The sequence below is a fragment of the Bacteroides sp. HMSC067B03 genome (assembly GCF_001811315.1).
Taxonomy (GTDB): Bacteria; Bacteroidota; Bacteroidia; order Bacteroidales; family Bacteroidaceae; genus Bacteroides; species Bacteroides faecis.
Genome location: NZ_KV804351.1, coordinates 33098 through 58058 on the forward strand (window position 1 = coordinate 33098; position 24961 = coordinate 58058).

Sequence of the window (24961 nt, forward strand, 5' to 3'; positions counted from 1 at the left end):
CACAACTTATTTTTGTCTAATTATTAAACGAATTACACCAAACAATATTACATACAATAAAATATCCTGCATTCCATTTCTAAGTATGAGATTCAAACTTTTAAAGATGCCTGTAGAATTATTAAAATAGGTCATATATTTCAACAAAGCTATTATAATGGGAATAGGAATAATAAATTGTAACTTCGTAGAAACCAATGAAGAAAAAAAGTAGAAAACTAAAACGTATATAAAGAACGCGAAAATATAATAAGAATATCCCATCCAATAAAGCCCTATACCTGAATCGCCTGCGACACGAAACCCTTTATACATATTCTTGAGACCAAGCCCTTCTGTAGAGAGTAAATCACCAGGTGTGTAGTTGCTATCAAATTTATTAGTTGTATACCCGAAAATATCCAAAATAGGCGTAGGTATTTGAAACATGAGGAAATTTTCAGCATATCTGTGCATCTTTGAATTGTCATACCCTAATTTAGTGGCATAATCCAATGTCAAGTCTTGAGTACGAAGATTACATATTCTGTCCAATAAAATATTGTCTACATAATATTCACTCCAAGCATAGAAATTATCTCCTCCATTATCAGAATTAGACAAAGATGCCATGTTATAAGCATTATGCAATTTCTCTTTATCTGAATACAACTTCCAAATATTGGTAAATGTTTCCCCTGCTTTGCTTGAATAAGCTGATTGCCTATTCAATATCATAGCCGTAGCCAAGTCTGCAACAGGCCCTGTCACCAAATATAATCCAATAATTATCAGAATATTTGTTTTTGTCTTAAATAATTTTTTGTTTTCAAGTAAAACGACCAAGAAAGCCATAAGCCCCCATGAGACTATGCCGGTAAACATCAATGTTCTTTTAGTAGTAACAATTGCTAAAAAAATGATAAAAGAAAAGTAGACAATCAATGAAGTACGAGGAATCGCGGTATTCTTCCGACCATAATATTTGGGAAAAAGCATAGCGATTGGAAGTATTGCAAACTTAGTCATTTGATTCATAATTTGTCCCCAAGCACCTTTATTCTCTGCGTCCATCATATCAGTCCCTTGAATAGTTATATTGTATAGTAAGGCAAAAATGCCCGCACCGGCCATAGCCCATATTTGAGCTTCTGTAGGAACTTTAAAATATCCAAGTTTTTTCCATATACCTAAAAGCCACCCTTCTTTATATATCCGTCGACAAGTATGAAACGCCAATACAATAGTTGTCACATTCAGCATTAAATTGAAAAACGTAATATAGGGTACATTAAAACGGAAAGTTATAGGTTTACCTTCTATCAATGTTACGCCTAATGGTAAAGCAAAAAAGCAAATTCCATAAAAGAAAATCGCAACAAAGGGTATAAAATAATGATATAAAAAATCTACTTTCAATACTGTCCGACTTATAAATAGCCACCCATATAGTAGTACCACACAACCAAACAGATTTTCAAGAGCAGGAAAAGCTATGCATTCTATAACTATGCAAAATAGCATATATATAGTAATAGCTTTCTTTATGATTCTAAGAGTATTGTAACTTTTCATTCTTAATATTCAAAAGATTTTGAATATACTTATCTGCCAAACAGAGATTCAATAATATCCTGCATCATTTTTTCATATTTTGCATATCTTACCTTTGAAATTGTAATAACCTGTTCAATTGGATATTCTTTTAATCTCTTAACTATTTCATTAACAGTAACATTACATACATTATTTTCTATTTGAGCCCAATTATTCTCCAACCCGTATTGTTTCAAAATATCAAAAACTTTGCTACTAGCATTATTTTCCTTTTTTCCCCAGAAATTTGTACTTCCCCAATTATCTAAACTATAACAAGGAACACCATTCGCCAAACTAGATACGATAGGGTGCATATTGCTTCCTACATATCCTGCTGAATATTTAATCAAAGCATACCAATCAAGTGGAGAAAGTGGTATAGATATTGAGTGTTTAAATGGATGACTGAATGCCATTGCTCCATCTATAGGGAAAGCAACACACTCTTTACCTTCTATCCGCATAGCGTCATTTAGAGCTTCAAGAAAAGGTATAGACAAGATCTGAGTTCGCATCCCTATCAATACATATTTATCGGGAAGAACAAAACGATTACGAATATCCTCTTCCAAAGGTATCTTTTCTCCTACATTTTGATTAAGAGCAAAAACAGGATCTGGAGTGATGTCAATTGAAAGTTCAGGTCCTGCAGCAAGCATCATGTCCTTGGTCCAAGCATCACGCACCGAAATATATTTCAGTCTTTTCAAACTTTTGCCCATGCGCTTAAGCATATACCTACTAAATTTCTGATATTTACTATTCTGTGATGACACAGACATCATAGCCGTAGGTATGATATCAGAAAAACCATACCCCCAAAAAGGATTGGGGTAACGACGTTCTGAAGGCAATGGCTCAATCCAATATGGACGCCGTTTACCTAACTTTAATGTTGAAAATAACGGCCAATTCTGTACAACTGCATCAGAACCTATTATCACAGCATCAATTCCATGTTTTTTTATAGCATTCCTTACTCGGTCAGCAGTTAGCAAATGTGGTATTTGCTCTTTCATATTATTATCAATAAACTTAAAATGTTCTGCCAACTGCAAATAGCTACGTTTTGGCTTTATAAAGTTCTTGTAATATGAGACTAATCTTAACCATACTGTTTGAAAAGATACATATTCAAGAAATACTACCTCGTGTCCATGTTTACATAGGTAACTATAAGTAGATAACGCCTGCAAATTAGCTCCAAAATTAGCTACACGATAAAATGTCAATATACCAATTTTCATTATTATCTACCTCTAATTATTTTTTTCACTTTTTCAAATCCCTCTTCCCCTGCTACATTGACAATTAATTTCTTTGCTATACTTTCCATAATCTTATCTGTAGACTTTTCTAAATTACGTATTGTATACAAAGCCTCATTCTCATCAACTTGTTCTGTAAAAACCTCAAAAATCATAGGTTTATCTGTAATCTCAGGAATAAGAAAACGTTCTACATTTTTACTAAAACTTACTTTACAGGAAGCTGTTAGATATTCATATCCTAAATCTTCAGCGTAATGACGTACCAACGATATTGACTTCTGTCCAAAATGCCCAGCACCATCCATATACTGGTCCACAAGTACATCGCTAAAACGTGAGGCTGGATGTGTATAGTTACGAAATTCCATACCTTTGCCATTATTTACAAGTAATATTCTGACATTTTTCCCTACATGTCTATTGCCTAATGTATTCATGTCATAGAAAAATGCCAAGTCACCTATTATACCGAAATACAATCTATCCTTATTATACAATGAAGCACCTATCAACGCAGAAATATTACCATCAATACCAAATCCCCCTACATTACTATATCCCCTCACAGTATTAGGCGTTTCAAAGAAACTCCATGCACGTAATGAGTTTAAAATAGCATAATGCATCACACTACCTTCCGGAATACGTGGAGACAACTCATATGCTAACCAAATATTCGAAAATGGTATTTTCTTCGATATCAGTGAATAAAGATGATCGTAATCTTGCTTACATTCATTATAAAAGGATAAGTTCTTTTCATTCGTCTGCGCTTCAATATAATGATTAAAGAAGTCAACCTCCTGCATATAAAACATCTTCGATAAACTATGTGAAGGATCGCGAATAATACCATCTTCGCTTACACGCCAAACAGTCTTTGCCTTAGGCATAAGCAGCACTGATTCATAAGCACCACATATATCACCGATATAAATGAGTAGATCCATATGGCAAGCAACGCTCTTGTATTTATCTTGGCATCCCAACAAAGAAGACATAATCCTATACTTTCCACGATAATTGCTTGTTTGATCACAATAAACAACACCATTATTGTTTTCACAGAAAATATCTATTGCTACAGTAAGTTCTTGTGTAAAGGTTGTATGCGAACCGACAAAAATAGCAATACGTCCTTTCGGTAATATTGGAAAAGTATCACGTATCGTAATATACTGTATAGCATGAACATCTTTTATTTCTTGCACAGAAAAATCAAAGCTACTGTTTGTTTCCAAATCAATATGTACAGGCCCCCCCCCATCTTTCTTTAATGCAATCAACGCTCTGTTGACCTTCAATTGGCAATCCCATTCATCATTACTGTCTTTTACAAGAGGGGCAAACACACTAATTTTTACAATATCATTTGGAACTGCCGTACGATCAATAACTTGGGCTAAATGGTTACCAATATATGACAATGGACGTGTTGAAGTCAATGCTAAAATCGGAAGTCTGCGATAAAAAGCCTCTGTCAAACCTGAAAAATAGTTGCGAGATGCGGTAGCGCCTGTACATGTTAATACGACAGGCTCACCAGATTCTGCCGAAAGTCCACAGGCCATATATGCTGCCGAACGTTCATCAACACATGAATACATTTCAAAATAAGAGTCATTTTGAGCACTACATACAAAAGGTATATTAGTAGTACCTGGACTTGCAACTATTTTCTTTATATTATAGGCTTTAAGCAAAGCTATAACAATCTGTACATTACGCTCTGCTGAATAATACTCTTTCATATTTATCTGATATTTATATTGACAATTTACTTTTTGGGGGCACTACAGTTCTATGAAGCAAATAACTTATACAATCTTTTATTATAGAGATCTCACTAAATGGAGCCCACTCTCCAGTTATTCTGTCATATGTACCCTGTATACCCCATCCCATTTTTTTAAATTGAGGATGACAAAGAAAAGATTCAAGACAAGATATTAGTCCACTTTCGGTTCGTACAAATTGGGATGTATCTATATACTGCTGTATCTTACTATTATCAAACCGCCTGTTATAATATCTATCCAATATAACCTGCCATTTCGCACCTATCCATTCCAAATGTGGACTTTTATCAAGTAACAGCACTTTTGGACGCATCCCAGTTTTCTTTTCTATAGTATCAAGATAGATTTCCAATATTTCCTTCCATGTATAACTTTCATCCGATGTTATATGAAATGCCTCCCCAAAAGCTGTTTCTTTACCGATTATTGATGCTATTCCCAATGCTACATCATACCCATATGTAAGCGTAGTACTTTTTTCTGCGATGTCCTTTGAAAAAACGATCGTTCGTCCATTCAAAGCACGATAAAGCCATAATTCTTTTTCTAACACACCTAATTGCAAACGAATTTCACTATATGTAATATACGGGCGAATAACTGTCCAATTATTTTTTCCGGATCTGTGAAGAATATCTTCTTGCCGCGCCTTACTAAGAGCATATTCATCTGTTTTGAGATATTCTTCATCTTTATATACATCTAAAAGACGCGGAGAATTTTCCGTTATAGGAGTTTCCGAATCGGCATAAACTCTGGAACTCGACAGAAAAATGTATTGTCCTACGGAAGATAACAGCAAATCCACTCTATCTGCAAACTCTGATGTATTATAAATCATAAAATCAATAAGTACATCAAAATGATACTTTCGTAAAATATCACTTAAGAAAGCGGTTTCATGTGCATTACCCTGTATATAAGTAATTCCTACACCTTTACGTTCTCTACGTGTAGTCACATACACATCCTCCCCTTGATTATTCAATATCTTCGAAAGATGTATTCCCATCGCCCCAGTTCCACCCAATAATAAAATTTTTAATCTTTGATTATTCATAAAATGCCACTTTTTACATTTAAATTCATATATTCCGCTTTAAGACTTTTGCAAAAATTACATTCTTATGAAAACCTCTGTACGATTTTCTTTAACTTGGACGTAACAGTAACTTTCTCACTCTGTGTGAGACCTATTGTATAAACAACAGCAGATGTTACAAGCAAACTGCACAAACAAACAACAGATAATCTAATCCAACCACCGTCTAAAACCAAAAGTAATGGTAATGGGATTATAAATGTTAATAACATAACGCCAGCTACACGTCCCAATACATCTCTAAAGAAATAACTCAATGGCATATATAATAGTACTTTCATAAAATACAAACGAACCAGCAATGCTATACAATAAATAATTATGTATACAATATAAGTAGATTCAGGACCACAACCAAATTCAAAACATAACCATGAAAAAGGAAAAACCATAACTCCGACAATTGCTATGACTATCTGATAGCCTTTTATCTTACCAGTCGCCATAATAGCAGTCCAAAATGAATTTCCTAATAGAGAATCTACAAATGAAGAAAACACTATCAGCCTTACAAACACAATCGTATATTCTGGAACAGTTTTAAGCCAAATTTTCAGTATTGTCGGTGTTTCAAGCACAATAGGCACCGCAATAAACAGAAATAGAAAAGCACTAAACTTTGCTCCACGACAAACCAATTGATACATATAATCCAATTCTCCTGCAGAATAAGATTTCGTTATCTGAGGATTAATTGCTGTAGTAAAACTATTGGCGAAAGATTTTACTGCCGAATCAACTTGTACGGCAATACCACGAGCTGCGTTTGCTGCCACACCGAAATAAATATTCATCAGCATATTTACGCCTTGTGTGTTCAGCATAAAAGCTGATGAACCTAGAAAGTTCCAACCAGCAAATTTACCCATTTCGGAAAACAAGTCTTTATCAAGAAGTAAATGATAGGTACATTCTTCAAACTTACGCCTGCAATAAATACCATATATTGTACGAATAATAAATGCAACAACCAAATATAATACCGAATATGTTTTCAACTTGTCTAATGGCGACAAGTACAGCATATATGCAATAATTAACTGTAGAACTGCATTAACAATACTAATCACAGCATAAGCCCCCATTTCTTCGTGAGCTATAATTTCAGCATTAAACGGAACACTTATCAAATTTAGAACAAATGCACCAATAGCACATTGTAATACCCAATGAGCAGCATTCAATCTGTCATCAGGAATACTCATGTGATAATTCAAAAACCACAGACCTATAATTTCTGCCGCAATAACAATTACCACAGACATTATCAACTGAATATTTACACCTGTACAAAAGACAGCATTTAACCTTTGAGAATCTTTCTTACCTAACTCAAAAGTTATAAAACGCGTAATTGCATTAGAAAAGCTACCACTTAGTACAGTAAACATTGCTATAAACCCACCAACAACATTGTAAATACCAAAATCGCTAATTCCAAGAGCATTTAACACTACACGACTTGTAAACAACGCCACTGCCATTGTAAACATCATACGGATATATAGCAATAATGTATTTTTAACTATTCGCTTATTATTACTAGAATATTCTGTCATTATTATTTAGTACTAATCTAGTGTATGGTATAAGTTTTGGCTATCTCCCCCCATTATGAAAAATCACATCAATAGCACGAGCATGATCAATGACGTACAACCAATCACATACATTTTCTCTTTTGCCATATACAGGTTAATCATTAAAACTGAAGTTTGCATCTATATAATTATACTTATCAGAGCAATTATAGATTATAAACAACTCATTTTTAATTCATCTACGACTTTAAGCAAATATTGTCCATATTGATTCTTCAACATAGGCTTGGCCAGTTCGCGCATTTTATCTTCAGTTATCCATCCATGACGCAAAGCGATACCCTCCAAGCAGGCTACTTTCAAACCTTGACGTTTTTCTATAACTTCAATAAAAGTACTGGCTTCTGAAAGAGAATCATGCGTTCCCGTATCTAGCCAGGCGAATCCACGCCCCAGTAGCTGCACTTTAAGTTCCTGATCATTCAGGAATTGCTGATTCACTGTCGTAATCTCTAATTCACCACGCGAAGACGGTTTGATATTTTTAGCTACCTCCACCACTTTATTAGGATAGAAATAAAGACCAACTACTGCATAATTAGATTTTGGCTGAACAGGTTTTTCTTCTATACTTAAGACATTTCCCTCTTTATCAAATTCAGCAACACCATATCGTTCTGGATCAGCAACCCAATATCCGAAAACAGTAGCTTTATTTTCTTCTTCTGCAGTACGAACAGCCTCTTTAAGCATACGGGTGAAACTTTGTCCATAGAAAATATTATCACCGAGCACTAAACAAGCAGAATCGTTACCGATAAATTCTTCTCCGATAATAAAAGCCTGGGCCAATCCATCCGGAGAAGGCTGCTCCGCATATTCGAAACGCACACCATAATCTGAACCATCTCCCAAAAGGCGTTTAAAGCCTGGAAGATCATAAGGAGTAGAAATTATTAAAATCTCACGGATACCAGCCAACATCAGCACTGAAATAGGGTAATAAATCATTGGCTTATCAAAGATAGGGAGCAGTTGTTTGCTCACTCCTTTTGTGATCGGATACAAACGGGTACCTGAACCACCGGCTAAAACGATTCCTTTCATTGATTTGTTATGAGTACTCAAAATTAGAATAGCAGGATATATCCTTCTACTCAAAAACTGAATATTTTATTAAATAAATAGATTATCTTCTGAATTTGAAAAATAGTTCTACAAGCCAGACATAAGTTGTCCGACGACAAGGTGTCGACCAGATGATCGTAATGTTATGATTAGTTGATTTTTTCGCAATACCACTTTGGAATGTGCAGCATGACGCCGATAGTAGCCAACGTAACAACTACGTAATAGCTCTTCTTGTATTGCGTAAGTTTGCCTTCGAGTCCGGCAAACGGGCCACGGATCACCCGAACTGCTTGTCCGGGACGGGCTTCTGCTGTAACTGTATCGACATAAAGAGTTCCTTTATAATTAGGATCGCATACGGCACGGAATTCCAACATCTCATGGTCTGGAATTTCATAACACCGCCGTGTACTCCGGTCACGAACAAGCAGAAAAGGTATAGTACAATCCTTTACCCTCTCTAATAGTTCCTTTTCCGTAAATTCTTTCTCGATAAACAGCAGATTGTGTACAGCTGGAGTCAGCTTCCGATGCTTTTTACCATCGAGTGTCTCATACTCTACAAAACGCATCGGAATAAAATAATTTACCCCTTTTTCCTCCAAATATTTCCCCAAATGCTCTTCTTTACAATAGAAGGTTTGTATGGCATACCATGCCTTACTTCCCTCTGTTTGTCGTTCTTTGTCCAAATCATTCATTATCACCCATTACCCCTTGTTTTTATTTCATCACTTACTTAAAAGACAAAAGCGCCCTGACTTCCACAAATGAAATCCATTTATGAAGCAGTAGCGCATCTCTTAAGGATTTAGCCTTTTTATCTTATCTCCATATAAGAACCAAGGTTCATAGAGAAACGGATACAGTACTAAAACGATGCAAAAGTAATACAATTTAATAAAAGAACATACTTTTACAGCTTTTATTTTGCCCACCAAGATGTTAAACTCTTGCCTGAGCCAACAGAAATTCCTCTAAGTGTTTCATAGCGATACACTTAGAGGAATTACACATATTACAACGATATTTCTTACTTCTTAGCTTCCTAGCGGCTTTCAATGATCAAGACTCCCTTTTTTAAGCCCTTACCCGTAGCTTCAAGGGTTATTTTTCCCGATTGTTCTGTTGAAGACACAATAGCAGTCATCATGCCACTAAAGACTTTCATCCTCGGACGCTGGAAAGATTCCAAAGAAGCTGCATTCCCATTAGCTCCTGCACGATAAGTGCCTGCTCCTTTCACTTTGAAACTAATCTCATGGGAGGCATCTGGACACAGATTACCATCTTTGTCTACTACACGTACTGTCACAAAAGAGAGATCTTTCCCGTCTGCCTTAATAACATCACGATCAGCTACCAATTCAATATGGTCGGGAGTACCGGCTGTATGAAGTTCTTTTTCAGCTACAGCTTTACCATTTGCATCATAAGCCACAACTTTCACCGTACCCGGCTCATATTTTGTATCCATCCACATCAGACGATAACGACTCTGACGCTTCAAGTTCATTATTGAAACAGAGTCGGCACTATTATTGATGGTTACAGAAAGGTCTTTGGTACGTTTTCCCTGACTCTTTCCATTGATAAATAATTCAGCTGAAGGATAGTTAGTATAGACAAAGACAGGAGTTATCTCTCCTTCACGTCCCGCCCAGTTCCAATGAGGAAGAATATGCAGTGTTTCCTCTTCTTTATTCCAGTGACTGCGATAGAGATAGTAGCGATCTTTCGGCAAACCTGCTAAATCGATAATACCAAACAGGGAAGAATGACTAGGCCAATCTGTATAATAGGGAGTCGGTTCGCCCAGATAATCGAATCCTGTCCAAACAAACTCTCCTATACAATAAGGCAGATCTTCATGCTGGATAAAGTCATCTTCGGGAAGATTGGACCAGGAGCAAGACTCTACATCATAAGAAGAAGACTGATGATCGTCATACTTCTTCATCCATTGACGGGTAACGGGGAATTTGTATACTCCACGAGAGCTAACTGTAGAAGCAGTCTCACTCCCCAAAACAATCTGCTGGGGAAGCTTTTTATAATTTTCCTGATATTTATGCGGTCTATAGTTAAATCCGGCAACATCCATTACTGCAGCCATATTATTATTGACAACGGCATCCGGTGCATCCATCCCCTGTGTGACAGGACGGGTCAGGTCTTCACGATGACAGATTTCTTGCAGGAAATAAGACATTTTAGGTCCTTTATTCCCATCCCACTGTTCGGGAACCTCATTTCCGATACACCACATCACCACACTCGGATTATTACGATAATGGCGTATTAAGTTCGTCAAATCCTTCACTGCCCATTCGTCAAAAACATGGCGATAGCCGTTCCTTACCTTCATAGCTTTCCATTCATCAAACGATTCTGCCATCACCATAATTCCCATCTCATCACAAGCTCTGATCAATTCAGGAGCAGGCATATTATGAGAAGTACGGATCGCATTACAGCCCATATCTTTCAGGATACGAATCTGATGACGGATGGCGGCATCATTTACGGCACCTCCCAAAGGACCGAGATCATGATGATTGCATACACCTTTGAATGGAGTTCTCTTCCCATTCAGGAAAAATCCTTTGTTGGGAATGACTTCAATAGTACGGATACCGAATGATGTTACATATTCATCTTTCAATGTATTGCCTTCATAGACTTTAGAGACGGCTTGATACAGGACAGGAGTTTCCGGACTCCATAAAGCCGGATGAGTAACAACAAGTTCCTGACTAAAGACATTATCATCAAAACGAGTACCTTGTTTTTCATTGGTAGTTACTACCTTTCCATTTTTATCTTTTAGTTCAGTCACAATACGATAAGCATCAAATTGTTTTCCGGAAGGTACAACCAAAGTAGTCTTTATATTAACTTTCGCATAGTCGTCCTTTACTACCGGAGTAGTTAACTGTGTACCCCATGTCGGAATATGTGCATCTTCCGTCACTACCAAATGCACATTCCTGTAAAGTCCGGCTCCCGGATACCAGCGGGAGGATTCCGTTTCATTCTCCAGACGAACAGCCAAAGTATTCATCATCCCCTCTTTCAGATAAGGGGTTACATCCAGATAGAAAGTATTGTATCCATAGGGCCAATAGCCAGCCTCCTGACCGTTGACATATACACGTGCATGGCTCATAGCTCCATCAAAAATCAATGTTGCCTTTTTACCCTTAGCAAAAGAAGGAGCATCAAAATTCAGCCGATACCAGCCTACCCCCACAAAAGGAAGCCCCCCCGTACGTCCGGCATGCTCCATTGCCTCTTTCTGCCCGTCTTGGGCAATGGCGGTCAACTGCTTATCATTATCTATACCAAAAGGTCCATAAATAGCCCAGTCATGAGGTACTACTACCGATTGCCACTTGACGTCATTATAGTCAGGCTGAATAAAATCGGCATTATCTTCACGCGTAAACTTCCATCCTTTCTCAAAAGTGTATGAGGTACGTACTTGCGCACTGATCACAGAGAAAGAAAAAAGCACGGCTATTCCTAATAAATTCTTAATATTTAAAGTCATAAATATACATCTAATTATTTCACAACTATTTCATCCGTAAATATCCATCCGCCAAATTCTTCTCCGGCGCAAGCTTGATAGCGTATATACCGACCTTTAGCATTGCCTTCCCATGAAACACTAATAAATTTAATAGCTTCCTCTTTATTAACCTTAGAAGTGTATTGTTTCAACTCTGTGAAGCTGGTCCCATCATCGGAAACAGAAATAAGGACGGACTCAGGCAGAAAGACTTCTGCTCCTACTACTTGCATAAAATCGGCAGAAACCGAATGGATGGAAGTCCTTGCCCCCATATCAATTATAACGTCCAAACGTTTTTTATCGATAAATCCTTGCCAAGATCCATCTCCATAGGTCCAGTCGCCACGAATACCATCAGTCAGAGCTGTATTTCCCTGAGCCGGATAATGAGGACTATAGGGAGCATTATAAATAACCTTCTTCCCTACAGCCAGATGGTTGATCGGTTTTAAAGACTCCGGACGACTTCCAATCTCATTTTTAAGATCAAAGGTATGATATCCCTTTGCTTGCAAATCATCAACCGCTTTTAAAGCACGATTATGGAAATCGGGCCATGATTTACGTTCAGGAGCTGACCACGCCACTTCTGCCAAAGCCAAGATACGAGGATATATCATATACTCCATATGTTCCGGTGTAGGAATATACTCAGCCCAGAGATTACCCTGCGCACCATAAACAAGTTCTGCCTGTTCTACGGTTAAAGAATCTGAGACTGGATTGTACGAATAAACTTTCTCCAATGGCAGATACCCTCCGATAGCTTCCGGCTGAGAATATGGAGCGTCCTGGTAACTATCCAAATAGCAATATTTACCGGGTGTCATTATTGCCTGATGACCAGAACGTACAGCAGCAATGCCTCCTTCTTCGCCACGCCATGACATTACAGTAGCATTAGGAGCCAAACCACCTTGGAGGATTTCATCCCATCCCAATAACTTACGTCCGTGAGCATTCAGGAACAGTTCTACACGATGAATCAGATAACTCTGCAGTTCGTCTACATTAGAAAGATGTTCATCCTGCATCCTTTTCTGACATTTCGGACAAGTCTTCCATGCCCCCTTACCAGCTTCATCACCGCCTATATGTATATATTCCGATGGAAAAAGTTCCATTACCTCAGTTAATACATTTTCCAGGAAAGTAAATGTCTCTTCATTCCCCACGCAGAAATCAGCATTCTTGTATGATTCGCCCGAACAGGATAATTGCGGATAGGCAGCCAATACTTCTTCCGAGTGAGAAGGCATCTCTATTTCAGGAATGATTGTGATATAATGTTGTCGTGCATATGCAATAATCTCCTTCATATCATCTTGAGTATAGTAACCACCGGAAGCACCGGGTTCATCATAACGAAGATATTTCCGTCCGCCGTTCCACCACTTCTTCCAGTTAGCATCTGTACGCCAAGCTGCAAATTCCGTCAACAAAGGATATTGCTTTATTTCAAGTCGCCATCCTGCTGCATCTGTCAGATGCAAATGCAATCGGTTTATTTTATAAAATGCCAGTGCATCTATCTGTTTTTTCACAAATTCTTTAGAGAGGAAGTGACGGGAAACATCCAGCATCATTCCACGATAGGCAAAACGAGGGGTATCCTGCACATCAACAGAAGTTATAGAATAATCTGTACCCGAAGGTTGAGACAGCTGCAACAATGTCTGAATTCCATAAAATAGTCCTGCCCCAGAAGAAGCTTTGATTAAAATATGCTCAGGAGTAACAGACAGTATATAACTTTCCGGTAACACCAGCAGAGGATTCTTTTCTGATATTAGTAAAGACAAGACATTCTGTTTATCTTTCTTCTTTCCTTCCTTAAATTGTAGTGATAAGGCAGTTTTCAAATAGTCGCCAAGAAGAGCAGCTTCTTCTCCTTGTAAGTTTGTATAAAGCTTAGTTTTTTCAGAAAGTAAAAAAGAGCCCGTACCCTGCTCCATCTTTAAGGGAACAGGTATTACGGACTGTGCTTTTATGGGATGTGCACAAAAGCACATCCCGATTACCCATAAGAAAAGACAAACTTTAGTGTATCTCTTTCTTATATCCATTAATTAACAGTAATTTCGTCTACAAATAAAAAACCTGGATAATTCTTCCCACCATGCCATTCCGGAATACTTTTCTCGGGCGAAGCTATCACTTTCACATATTGTGCTGTTACAGGTGTAAATGTTAGTTTATGGTCATAGATGCCATTTTTATCAGTTTCCTTCATTGCAGGATAGTTTTCGGATGCCACTTTCTTGAAGTTCGTGCCATCATCTGATACCTCCACAGAAAATTCTCTTGCATCAAATACCCAGTCTCCCTTCTCTACACATGTAGAAATGGCAACACTTGAAATCTCGGTAGGCTGTTTGAAATCAATGGTCACATCCATATCATTACCTCTAAATGCAATCCAACGTCCGGTTTTATAGTTACCATTTCCCTTCAGGCCATCGACCAAAGTAGTCACACCTTTAAACTCATATTGTTTATTCACAGGCTGATTAGCAACAATCGGCTTCATGCTTGATTTACTGAAATTGATTTTCTCTGAAACGACACGACTATTTCCTGTGGGACGAATGGCAATAGCTGAGAAATCTACATTCTCCTTGACTTTCAAGACACCGTCATAAACTGGAGAAGCGCTAGTCGGCTCAGTACCATCCAAAGTGTAATGGACAGGTGCATTGTCGATTGTAGAAAGTATAATGTCTAAAGTACCATCAGCCGGATTCGGATTAAATTCAGCTTTCACATCAAATACGTGCTTTGCATAATTGTATCCTTCTGCATCATACCATTTAATCAGTCGTGGAAGACGAGATAAGAAATCTTCATAGTTCTTCTTATCAGGTGTTGACCACTGTACTTCACACAAAGCTGCCCAACGAGGCAATACCATATATTGAGCATGAGAGAAAGTAGCAATATACTCTGTCCAAAGATTAGCTTGTACACCTTTTATATATTGCTGTTCTTCCGGAGTAAGAGAGGCCGGCATGGGCTCGTAGCTGTAAACTCTTTCGATTGGCAAATAACCTCCGATACCAAAAGGTTCGTTTTCAGTATCTTTAGCTTGATAATAATCAAAATACAGATAAGTGTTCGGTGTCATGATAACATCGTGTTTCTGCTTGGCAGCTTCAATGCCACCACTTTCACCACGCCATGACATAACAGTTGCATTAGGAGCAAGTCCGCCTTCCAGAATCTCATCCCAACCGATAATCTGACGTCCGTGATCATTCAGGAATTTTTCGATATGATTGATAACGAAGCTCTGTAAACGTTCCTCTTTACTATGGTTCTTATCCGATTTCAATCCCAATGCTTTGATACGTGCCTGACATTTCGGACATTTTTCCCATCTAACTTTCGGACATTCGTCACCACCAACATGGATATATTCCGACGGGAAGATATCTATCAATTCACTATATACATCTTCTATAAATTTCAAGACTTGATCATTTCCAGCACAAAGCACATCATCGGCTACTCCCCATTGTCTCCATACTTCATACGGGCCACCGGTACATCCTAATTCTGGATAAGCAGTAAGTGCAGCCAACATATGTCCCGGAAGGTCAATTTCCGGAATAACGGTAATATAACGTTCAGCAGCATAGTCAACGATTTCCTTTGCCTGTTCCTGCGTATAGAATCCACCATAAGGCGTATTATCATATTCGCCTGAGTTACGTCCGATTACAGTTCCTGATCTTTGAGAACCGATCTCTGTCAACTTCGGATATTTTTTGATTTCCAGACGCCATCCTTGGTCATCAGTGATATGCCAGTGCAGACGATTCATATTGTGCAAGGTCAGCATGTCAATATAAGTCTTCACTTCATCTATTGTGAAGAAATGACGGCTGACATCGAAATGTGCACCACGATAACCGAAGCGGGGGGCATCTTTAATTTCTACAGCAGGCAGTGCTACGTCAGCTCCCTGTGCAATAGGCAATGACTTACGCAACGTTTGAATACCATAAAAAACTCCAGCTTCTGTAGGGGCAGTAATCGTAACACCTTGGTCGGTGACTTTCAACTGATAAGCTTCAGGGTTTTCTACTTCCGATCCCAATGCCAGCACTATTGCATTTTTTCCTTCTGTTCCGGCTTCAATCGAGAAATCTCTGCCGGTTGCAGTCTTCAGGTATTCAGCAAGGAATTTCGCATTACGTTGCATCTTCTCATTTCCTTCCGGATAGAGGATTTTCACACCGCTTTTCAGAATAAAGGGGTTTACTTGCGTTGTGACAATTTCTTGTGGTAACGGGATAATCTGATAATTGGCTTCTTCTTGTACTGAACCGCAAGAACTCATTAGCCCTGCCAGTGCCAGACATCCGGTTAGTTTTAGGAGTTGTTTCATAAAATAAAAAATTAGGTGTTAGTAGTTAATAAATTAGTTTTATTTATAGGTTTCACGAATGTGCTTGATATTTACAGAGAACTCCTCCCCTTTTTTTATCTGAGGAGAAGTAATAATCACTTTTTTACGTTCTCCAGGCAGAAGGTCAAAGAAGTTGTCACTGTAACGGGCTCCTTGCAATGGAATCTCAATGAAAAGGTCTTTTGCCAATGTTGACGAGAAAAGAGTCAATTCACATTTACCATCTGTCTGTTTCATTTTATATGATACTGATGCCGGAGGAAGCTGCAAATCTTTCGTTTTTTTAAAGAAATGAACGGCCTCTGCAACCGGATGCCCTGATTTATCTTTAAGTATCAATTGTAAAAAGCAGCGTTGACACTCCTCGGGAGTCAGCCAACCATCAATATTGATGCGATAAACACATTGGGAAGTATTAGCCGGAACTTTCAACGAATGTATCTGCACCTTCTTGCCTAATGTTTTTCCATCAAAATCTACCACTTTCATTTCCAATGCCATTTGCTCCATCGCATCCAGCCAATCTGAAATCAGATAGACACATAAACTGTCATTCTGCTGTATAGGATTAATCAAGATGGGAGCAAAAGCACGTTTTGCCTGATAATGCAACGCCTTCCAGTTTCCATAATAATCAATACTTGACCAGGATACCACAGGCCAACTGTCGTTCAACTGCCAATACAATGTCCCCATACAATAAGGACGATTGCGTCTGTGAGCTTCCAGTCCATGTCGCATCCCCTGCCCTTGCAAGACTAATCCGACATAGACAAAATCTTCAAAACTTTCAGGAATGATATAATCGCGTTCCATATAAGTACGAATCAATGAATTTCCAATACTACTCTTCTGATGGGCATTCATCACTTTCGATTCAATCTGATAATCTTCGGGGGCAGCAAAAGTTGCAATAGTTTTCATTTCCGGGAATGACTGGAAACCAAATTCACTCATAAAACGCGGCAAATCGGTATCCAAAGACTCAAAAGGTTTCTTACCATACCAAACTCCCCAGTTATGACTATCTCCTGTCCCCCACGATTCCGGACGTCCCCAATTGGCAAGGTAAGGAGAACTATGCACATAGAAACGATCTGCATCAAATTCTTTGACCATTGAAGGCAGTAATTCATGAAAGAGTTTATCATAGCCATGCAATAATCCCTGATAAACTTCCGGAGTAAACTTCTTCTCAAAGCCCCAATATTTCAATGCTTCCAATATTTCATTATTGCCACACCACATAGCTAAAGAGGCGTGATTCCGAAGACGACGAATGTTATAAACAGCCTCTGCCTCTACCCGCTTCAAGAAAGCAGGATCCGAAGGATAAGGAGTACACGCAAACATAAAGTCCTGCCAGACGAGTATACCATTCTCATCAGCAAGGTCATAGAAAAGATTATTCTCATATGTCCCGCCACCCCATACACGAACCATATTCATATTGGCTTCCTTCATATCACGGAACAAGGTCTGATATCGTTCAGCAGTAACATTAGGCAGCAATGCATCCTGAGGAATATAATTGGCTCCTTTGGCAAACATCGGTATGCCATTGACCTCAAAATAAAAAGACTCTCCATTCTTATCTTTTTCATTCACAACACGAATCGTTCGCAAACCGATCCGGTGAGATTGCTCTGCAACAATCCGTTCTCCACAAGCTATCTGAACAGAGAAGTCATACAAAGTCGGAGTTCCCCAACCATTAGGCATCCATCGTACAGGATTCGTCACCTCAGAAGGAAGAGTTATATGATTTATTCCGGGCTGCAATTTCACCTGCTGTTTGACTTCTGCAACAGCAGTACCATCCAAAGAAACACGAACTCTTACTTCAGCCGGAACTTCCTGAGAAAGGATCTGGTTTACAATGAGTTCATTAGATAAGCGTGCCGTTTCATCCGTCAGCGATACTTGTCTGACATGATAATCGGATATGGTAGCCACATCGTAAAAACGAAGTGTGACCGGACGCCAGACTCCACTTGTCACCATTCGGATTCCCCAATCCCAACCGTAACTATACGGAGCTTTACGAGTAAACACACTAAGATGTTTCTCATGATGATCATTATCCGCAGGATAATTAAAACCATTAGAGGCGTATTGTGGCAATGTTTGCCGGATAGGTGAATGGAAATAAATATATAAGTGATTCTCGCCCTTTCGCAATACAGATTTCACAGGAACCGTATAACCGACAAACATGTTATCTGCCTTAAGCAATAATGAACCATTCAGATATACGTCTGCATAAGTATCAAGACCCTCAAATATAAGCTGGATTCCGTCACGATTCAATTGTTCTTCGGAAACTATAAAAGAGGTTCTGTATTCCCAGTCCTCATTCTCCACCCATTGAATTTTCTCTTCATTCATTCCATAAAAGGGATTCGGCAGTAATTCATGATTGATCAGATCCTGATGGACCGTACCGGGAACCGTAGCTGACATCCACTTTTCTGTTCCTGATTGAGAAAATTCCCAACCGGTATCCAGTAGCATGACTTCCGAAGTGTCATTTCCCTGAGCATAAACCATACTACAGCAACATAGCAATCCACATGCTATCGGAGCTATCTTTTCTGTCAAATTTAAGATCATAGTGGGGGCATTAGATATTAACGGAGTAAAGATATTACTTTTTTGTCAAATATTTCCTATTGAAGCCACAAAATATCTCATTTCACCGCAAATTCAGCACGAAACGTCGAAGCAGGAAGTCCCGCACGATTAACCAGATTAGCCCGCGTGAAAGGTTGCCAGCCATACCGTACATAACGAGGATTCCGTACTTCTTTACTGTATACCTTCACTTGTTCTCCTACCACCTCAGCCGTTGCCGGATAATAGATACCCTCAAATTCCGCAACCTCAAAGCATCGCAAAGACTTTCCATCAGAGCTTCGCATCCCTTGTCCATAATCAAAAGACAAATAAACCTTCTCACCCCGAACATCTGCACCACGGAATAAGGGACCTGAAGGAACAATGTCTTTCAGATATGTCTTATTCAAAGCCCATCGTGCCAGACGTTCTCCCACTGGTTGTTTACAAGTAGGATGTACATCCAAAGAATCACCATGATCACTGGACACAGCCATTCCGATGTCAGAGATTTCATTCAGCATTCTGCGCTGACTATCACGAAACCAAGGCCAGGACGGACGATCTAGACTGGATAATTGCACATAATAAAAAGGTAAGCAATCATCATTCCAGTTCTTTCGCCAAGCATTCACCAGTAGTTTAAATAACGCCTCATGGGCTTCCCAATTATGAGCATTCGATTCTCCCTGATACCAGATTATCCCTCGTATCGGATACTGTTCTAAAGGACGAATACCCGACTCATATAAATAACAGGGCTCATACGGATGTCTCTGCCGATTGTTCACTGACTTTTTTATATTCAATGCAGCCCGTCCACGTACCCATTCCTGAATAAAATCATTTTGGGTCCAATCCTTTAAAATGGCAGGGAAATGATATTCCAGACTAGTTCTATCTATCCAAGCTTCTGTGGGAGAACCACCAACAGCATTACAAATCAATCCAACCGGAACTTTCAGACTGTCTCTTAACATCTTACCAAAATAGTATGCAATTGCCGAAAAATCAGAAACGGTTTCCGGAGCGCATTCTTTCCACTCTGTATCCTTATAATATTGGAGATGATTCAATGAATCAAGTACAGTCGTTTCCCATTCGACAGCATTTGTGCGCCAACGCGCTTTCATATCATACAGACGAAGCTCCTGATCTGCGGCACGTGGAATATCAAGCCGGGCAGTCGAAGCCTGTTTCAGCATAAATTCCATATTGGACTGACCGGAGCAAAGCCAGACTTCACCCGCTAATACGTTATGATATTGAAGTACCTTCTGATTGGTTGAAATCTTCAGGGTATAAGGCTCCCCTGCCTTTAAAGGAGGCAGCGTTACCGACCATTTTCCATTCGGGCCTACCTTTGTTTTCATTTGTCGGTCAGCTATACTTACAGTCACTTGATCTCCCGCATTGGCAGTTCCCTGAATCGTTAATGGAACCTCCCGTTGCAATACCATATTATCTGTATAAAGCAACGGCATTTTTAGTCCGCCATAATCTCCGGTGATGGCTGAATATACTGTCTGAGCCAAAACAAATGCTCCTTCGGGATCAGGATGTACAGCGTCCGTCAACATAAAAGGATAAGGGTACAACGGCTTATGAAAATCAATCAACTGCACCCCGGCATAGCGGGCCACATTTTCAATCGCCAGTTGTATTTCTCCATGCCAGTCACGTGTTCCTGACAGGAAACGAGGATGACGGTCGGCAATAGGTGTGAGTCTGGCAATCATAATCCGGGCTTCGGGATTGGCAACCCGAAAAGAGTCAATCAGTGCAATGTAATCTTTCACAAAGAAATCACGGTAATCGGGCCAGTCACGAGGATCAGTATCATTGATGCCCAGGTGAATGACCACAATATCTCCGGCAAAGTCAATAGCCCTGTGGTATTCATCTTGCTGCATATAAGGCCGGTGCCCCTTATTCAACAGCGTAGCACCGGACTTACCGAAGTTTTCAACTTGATAGGACTCTCCCAGCATTTTCTGTAATTGCACCGGATATGACTGTGTAACCCGGTCGGGCAATCCATAACCATAGGTTATACTATTACCTATGCAAGCGACTTTTATACGATGTTGCTGCGCATAGAGTACTACACTCAAAGTCAGAAACAAATAAATAATAAAAGACTTCTTCATTTTTCTTGTTAACGTAAGCTTTTACAATTTCTTCTCCGGAGAATAGATCAGTCCTTCCACAGCCTTTTCTCCGTCAAGAGTAACAAATACCGTAGTAAACATCCATTTCACCAATCGTACTTCATTCATCGAGAATTTACCGACAGGCAGTTTCAGCAATACCTTATTCCAGCCCTTATTCAAATGAACCTGTAGCGGCGGACGAGCCACACAATTTTCATTTCCTAAAGCTGTCTCCGAATTTTTCACCCGATGAGTAGCAGACCATACCGGAGGTAATATCTCCTGATTATTAATCCAAATACGGCTTTCTTTATAATCCCATTTCCCCGGTAATGGAGGCAGATCATTCTCCGAACGTCCATAGTTCTGAAATTCTGCCCATAGACCTACCTCCTGTGCTTTAGGAGAATAAACATACGTATAGGCATAAGCTGTATGATTTTCCTGCGGATCTTTATAAAAAGCCGGTACTATTTTGCCCCAGACATGTCGAAGATAAATACCAGCTCCTATGGCAGGACGTACTCCGTAGTGTTTTCCTTCATAAATATATGAATCTTTCAACTCCTCTTCCGGTGGAAACACTTTAGTCAGATCTCCTTCATTTGGAAAAGCATCTGTAATATTCCATTTTACATTAGTCTGTTTGACGTAGGCAAATGGATATCCTTTAAACATGTGCTCTTTATACCATAACATACGACTTTCGAAGTCCTTAAAGTTGCTAAAGACTTCCGACTTCTCATCCGCAGGAAGAATTGTTCCCTGCTTATCAAAATATTCAGTTCCTCCTCCCCGCCACGCACGTTCTGCAATCGCCAACATATTCGGGTAAAAGTTATTCTCCAGAATCATATTCCATTCCTTATCTATCAAACGATCATTCCAGATGCCCATAATAACTCCCGCAAGATCATCACTTCCCATATCCGCATTATAAATACGACTATTATACAATGCAATAATATCACCGAACGTATCAAAATGATTCAGATAATGGAAACGGGAATCAATGGCCGGAGTACCTTGCCGGGCTTTTCCCCGATAACTCCAAAGCTGCATCATGTCAATTTCACCTGCCTTATACTTCCATCCGGGATTCCAGGAAATCACTTTCTTTCCTTTGTTACGGACATAAGCCACCATTTCAGGGACAAACTGTGGATTGGTAAACTGCACCTCATCTGTACCAATATGGATATAGGGAACATCAAATGTTTCACAGACCTCATCCAACAGAAGCTTCAATATTTTCATTCCTTCCGGGCTTTGCATATCATGACGGAAAGTACGAATAAATGCCGCACTATGCCCGGGCATATCAATCTCCGGAATCAATAGTACCTGATGGGCCTTACAGAAAGCTACCAAGTCTTTGGCTTCTTCCAACGTGTAATATTTGCCCGCCATACGAGTCATATTGATACTATCGTTCAGCATTGGAAAAATTTTACTTTCCAAACGCCATGCCTGATTCTCCGTTAAATGCCAGTGAAAAGTATTGATTTTAAACCGGGATAATATAGCTATCTCACGCTTCAGTTCCTCTACAGACAAGTAGCTGCGTCCTACATCCTGCATGAAACCTCTAATCCGGAAAGCCGGCCAGTCAGTGATCGTACAACATTGCAAACGATTTCTTCTTCCACCCGCTTCTTTCAATTGAAAAAGTGTCTGCATCGCCCAATATACGCCACGCTCTGCTACAGCCTCTACCGTAATAGTCTTTGGAGTAATAGTCAGACGATAAGCCTCTTCCTGATTGACAGGTATATTTTCAATCGTGTCAATCAGTTTTATATTTATGGAGGATGCCGACTGATCGGCCAAAGTACCTCCCATCTCTGTCACAAACTGCTTCCATTCCTGTGAAAGCACAGGAGTAGAAAGCCGCATTTTACCCATGACAAAATATCCTTTTGCCAAAATACATTGCTGAGGTTGGGGAAGCAGATGCAACTGACCTGCTCCCAATATATATAATGTATGGAATAAAAATGCAATTCCTAAAAAGATTCGAAGACTTCTCATCGAATCAGATCTTTCAGTTTCACCGCTTGGAATGTCATATGAGCTGCACTGCTTTCATATAAGATGCCAATAGTCTCCCGATCGATCATTGTCAGACAGCTATATCCCCAGCCTTCTCCTTCATCCAGCATTAACTGATGTTCGGGAAGCCAGGTCACTCCTCCGTCCAGACTTGCTTTAATAGTTATATGATTACGTCCTTTGGTAGTATTCGGATTCGAGAATAAAAGAATATCCTTATCAAGTACATTATCTTTAGCTCCAACATGAATCAAACTTGCCATACACACAGGCTCCTGCAGTGCCTTTCGAGAGGAAGGATGTTCTGTCCATGTCTTTCCTAAGTCTTTTGTAATTGCTACGGCACGGCTTCCTCCACGGTTATCCCGCATATTCAGCATCAGCACTCCGGGCTCTATTTCTACCACTTGCGCTTCGGTTGTATTGGTACGTGCCAGATTGTGCATCTTCCACGTTTTTCCTCTGTCTTTACTATACATGATTCCGGCATTAGGTATACGGGTAGAATCGATAAACTGAGTAGGAAATACTAAAGTTCCGTCACTCATCGTGATTCCCCGTCCCGGTCCCTGAAGCAAGAAATACCAGGAAGGATCTTTTACCTGATCGGTTATATTAATCGGCTTCGACCAAGTCTTACCGTCATCCGTACTTTTTGCCATAACCAATTGTGCCGTTTTATACATATCCATCCCGGGATGAGAACTCCACCAGGCACGCTGATTACCCATGCCGTGTGTCCATGCCGCAACAACCCATATTGTATTCGTTTGGGTATCTACCAGAATAGAAGGGTCCCCTACTCCATTCTGCGCAGCAGGCAAACCATCGTACTCACCAAACGAAAGAGGCAGTCTCATCTTCTCCCATGTTTTGCCGCCATCCGTGCTACGACTCAAACCGACATCTACATATTCTTGCAGATCGACACTGCTATTATAACGAACATCATATACGCCAAGCAGTGTTCCTTTATTGGAAGTGACCAATCCGGGAATGCGGAAAGAAGCTGAGCCATCATCACCGGCATGCCGAACACCGACAGCCATCCGGTGAATTATATCTTTCGGTGACCGTTCTTTACAAACAGCTTCTTTGCCATCTATCTTTACCGACTGGAGTTCGGAACTTATTTTCGTGAAAAGAGAAGCTTCGGGTTTCATCTGTAAACTGATCCAAAAGAAATTAACACCCGGAAATAACTTATAATGACTCTTCAATACGACTTTCGCAGAAGGTTTCTGTACTTCCGCACATTTAATTGAATAAGATGGTATCGCTGCCAATGTTCCTCCCGGACGATGACTGGATATATAATCGACCGGTGCAAACCTTTTCTTTCCTCTATCTTGTAAAGCTTCTGTACCTCCATAATAGAGTTTAACGGCCTGTACATCCGACAAATTCACACTCTTGCCAAAATCAAGAACGATCTCATCCATCATCCGGCTTTCTTTTGCATCTAAACGAAAGTAGAACAATACATTGTCCTGCCGCTCAATTAAAATAGGAATTTGTGTCTGATGGACAAAAACTGTGTCTGAGGCTTTCACATAAAGGGAGCACCCTATCAAGAGAACAAGGGTAAGTAAATAATGATTTCTTTTCATAAATGGGGGGTATTAGTTAGTATAACGATGACAAAGATAAGATTTTCTCAGCATATATTTAACAAACAAAGCTACAAACTTGCAATTTTTACCAAGTTCTCGTAGGACTAGTTAACACCT

At 39.5% G+C, this 24961-nt stretch carries 14 protein-coding genes and 1 pseudogene; all 15 read right to left on the reverse strand.

The features are described from left to right. Positions 1 to 6: 6 nt before the first annotated feature. Complete coding sequence (locus HMPREF2794_RS11275; protein WP_022301105.1) at positions 7 to 1554, reverse strand: hypothetical protein; 1548 nt, start codon at positions 1552 to 1554, stop codon at positions 7 to 9. 29 nt (positions 1555 to 1583) lie between these two features. Next, entirely contained in the window at positions 1584 to 2825 is a 1242-nt protein-coding gene (locus HMPREF2794_RS11280) for a polysaccharide pyruvyl transferase family protein (protein WP_055271553.1), read from the reverse strand. 2 nt (positions 2826 to 2827) lie between these two features. Next, a complete protein-coding gene (locus HMPREF2794_RS11285; protein WP_010537726.1) occupies positions 2828 to 4600 on the reverse strand; it encodes a thiamine pyrophosphate-binding protein in 1773 nt (590 codons plus the stop codon). Positions 4601 to 4613: 13 nt separating this feature from the next. Then, positions 4614 to 5708 (reverse strand): NAD-dependent epimerase/dehydratase family protein, encoded by a 1095-nt coding sequence (locus tag HMPREF2794_RS11290; protein WP_022301107.1) that lies wholly within the window; start codon positions 5706 to 5708, stop codon positions 4614 to 4616. A 65-nt stretch (positions 5709 to 5773) separates the two neighbouring features. Next, positions 5774 to 7309 (reverse strand): lipopolysaccharide biosynthesis protein, encoded by a 1536-nt coding sequence (locus HMPREF2794_RS11295; RefSeq protein ID WP_022301108.1) that lies wholly within the window; start codon positions 7307 to 7309, stop codon positions 5774 to 5776. 49 nt (positions 7310 to 7358) lie between these two features. Continuing rightward, positions 7359 to 7445: pseudogene (locus HMPREF2794_RS29510) on the reverse strand (dTDP-glucose 4,6-dehydratase); the annotation flags it as partial. 59 nt (positions 7446 to 7504) lie between these two features. After that, on the reverse strand, positions 7505 to 8398 hold the full coding sequence (gene rfbA, locus HMPREF2794_RS11300) for a glucose-1-phosphate thymidylyltransferase RfbA (RefSeq protein ID WP_010537723.1): 894 nt from the start codon (positions 8396 to 8398) through the stop codon (positions 7505 to 7507). Between the two features lie 170 nt (positions 8399 to 8568). Further along, positions 8569 to 9123, reverse strand: a complete 555-nt coding sequence (locus tag HMPREF2794_RS11305) for a UpxY family transcription antiterminator (protein ID WP_022301110.1) — start codon at positions 9121 to 9123, stop codon at positions 8569 to 8571. Positions 9124 to 9470: 347 nt separating this feature from the next. Further along, positions 9471 to 11975, reverse strand: coding sequence for a beta-galactosidase GalB (gene galB / locus HMPREF2794_RS11310; RefSeq protein ID WP_055271555.1), 2505 nt, complete (start codon positions 11973 to 11975; stop codon positions 9471 to 9473). 14 nt (positions 11976 to 11989) lie between these two features. Next, positions 11990 to 14065, reverse strand: coding sequence for a glycoside hydrolase family 20 protein (locus tag HMPREF2794_RS11315; protein ID WP_070751533.1), 2076 nt, complete (start codon positions 14063 to 14065; stop codon positions 11990 to 11992). Continuing rightward, positions 14065 to 16389 carry a glycoside hydrolase family 20 protein gene (locus tag HMPREF2794_RS11320; RefSeq protein ID WP_055271559.1) on the reverse strand — a complete coding sequence of 775 codons (2325 nt, stop codon included), beginning with the start codon at positions 16387 to 16389 and terminating at the stop codon, positions 14065 to 14067. The genes HMPREF2794_RS11315 and HMPREF2794_RS11320 overlap by 1 nt, the downstream gene beginning before the upstream one ends. 39 nt (positions 16390 to 16428) lie before the next feature. Next, the gene (locus HMPREF2794_RS11325) at positions 16429 to 19023 is read right to left on the reverse strand and encodes a beta-mannosidase (protein ID WP_055271561.1); all 2595 of its coding nucleotides are present in this window, start codon (positions 19021 to 19023) and stop codon (positions 16429 to 16431) included. Between the two features lie 77 nt (positions 19024 to 19100). Beyond that, positions 19101 to 21176, reverse strand: coding sequence for a GDSL-type esterase/lipase family protein (locus HMPREF2794_RS11330; RefSeq protein ID WP_070751534.1), 2076 nt, complete (start codon positions 21174 to 21176; stop codon positions 19101 to 19103). Between the two features lie 21 nt (positions 21177 to 21197). Continuing rightward, a complete protein-coding gene (locus HMPREF2794_RS11335; protein ID WP_010537716.1) occupies positions 21198 to 23210 on the reverse strand; it encodes a family 20 glycosylhydrolase in 2013 nt (670 codons plus the stop codon). Next, the gene (locus HMPREF2794_RS11340) at positions 23207 to 24841 is read right to left on the reverse strand and encodes a sialidase family protein (protein ID WP_029425512.1); all 1635 of its coding nucleotides are present in this window, start codon (positions 24839 to 24841) and stop codon (positions 23207 to 23209) included. The genes HMPREF2794_RS11335 and HMPREF2794_RS11340 overlap by 4 nt, the downstream gene beginning before the upstream one ends. Between the last annotated feature and the right edge of the window lie 120 nt (positions 24842 to 24961).

Bases quoted from the DNA above. Each gene is read 5' to 3' on its own strand.
- HMPREF2794_RS11285 (WP_010537726.1), bottom strand. From the start codon at position 4,600: ATGAAAGAGTATTATTCAGCAGAGCGTAATGTACAGATTGTTATAGCT.
- HMPREF2794_RS11335 (WP_010537716.1), bottom strand. From the start codon at position 23,210: ATGAGAAGTCTTCGAATCTTTTTAGGAATTGCATTTTTATTCCATACA.
- HMPREF2794_RS11340 (WP_029425512.1), bottom strand. From the start codon at position 24,841: ATGAAAAGAAATCATTATTTACTTACCCTTGTTCTCTTGATAGGGTGC.
- HMPREF2794_RS11330 (WP_070751534.1), bottom strand. From the start codon at position 21,176: ATGAAGAAGTCTTTTATTATTTATTTGTTTCTGACTTTGAGTGTAGTA.
- HMPREF2794_RS11280 (WP_055271553.1), bottom strand. From the start codon at position 2,825: ATGAAAATTGGTATATTGACATTTTATCGTGTAGCTAATTTTGGAGCT.
- HMPREF2794_RS11315 (WP_070751533.1), bottom strand. From the start codon at position 14,065: ATGGATATAAGAAAGAGATACACTAAAGTTTGTCTTTTCTTATGGGTA.
- rfbA (WP_010537723.1), bottom strand. From the start codon at position 8,398: ATGAAAGGAATCGTTTTAGCCGGTGGTTCAGGTACCCGTTTGTATCCG.
- HMPREF2794_RS11275 (WP_022301105.1), bottom strand. From the start codon at position 1,554: ATGAAAAGTTACAATACTCTTAGAATCATAAAGAAAGCTATTACTATA.
- HMPREF2794_RS11305 (WP_022301110.1), bottom strand. From the start codon at position 9,123: ATGAATGATTTGGACAAAGAACGACAAACAGAGGGAAGTAAGGCATGG.
- HMPREF2794_RS11325 (WP_055271561.1), bottom strand. From the start codon at position 19,023: ATGATCTTAAATTTGACAGAAAAGATAGCTCCGATAGCATGTGGATTG.
- HMPREF2794_RS11290 (WP_022301107.1), bottom strand. From the start codon at position 5,708: ATGAATAATCAAAGATTAAAAATTTTATTATTGGGTGGAACTGGGGCG.
- HMPREF2794_RS11320 (WP_055271559.1), bottom strand. From the start codon at position 16,389: ATGAAACAACTCCTAAAACTAACCGGATGTCTGGCACTGGCAGGGCTA.
- HMPREF2794_RS11295 (WP_022301108.1), bottom strand. From the start codon at position 7,309: ATGACAGAATATTCTAGTAATAATAAGCGAATAGTTAAAAATACATTA.
- galB (WP_055271555.1), bottom strand. From the start codon at position 11,975: ATGACTTTAAATATTAAGAATTTATTAGGAATAGCCGTGCTTTTTTCT.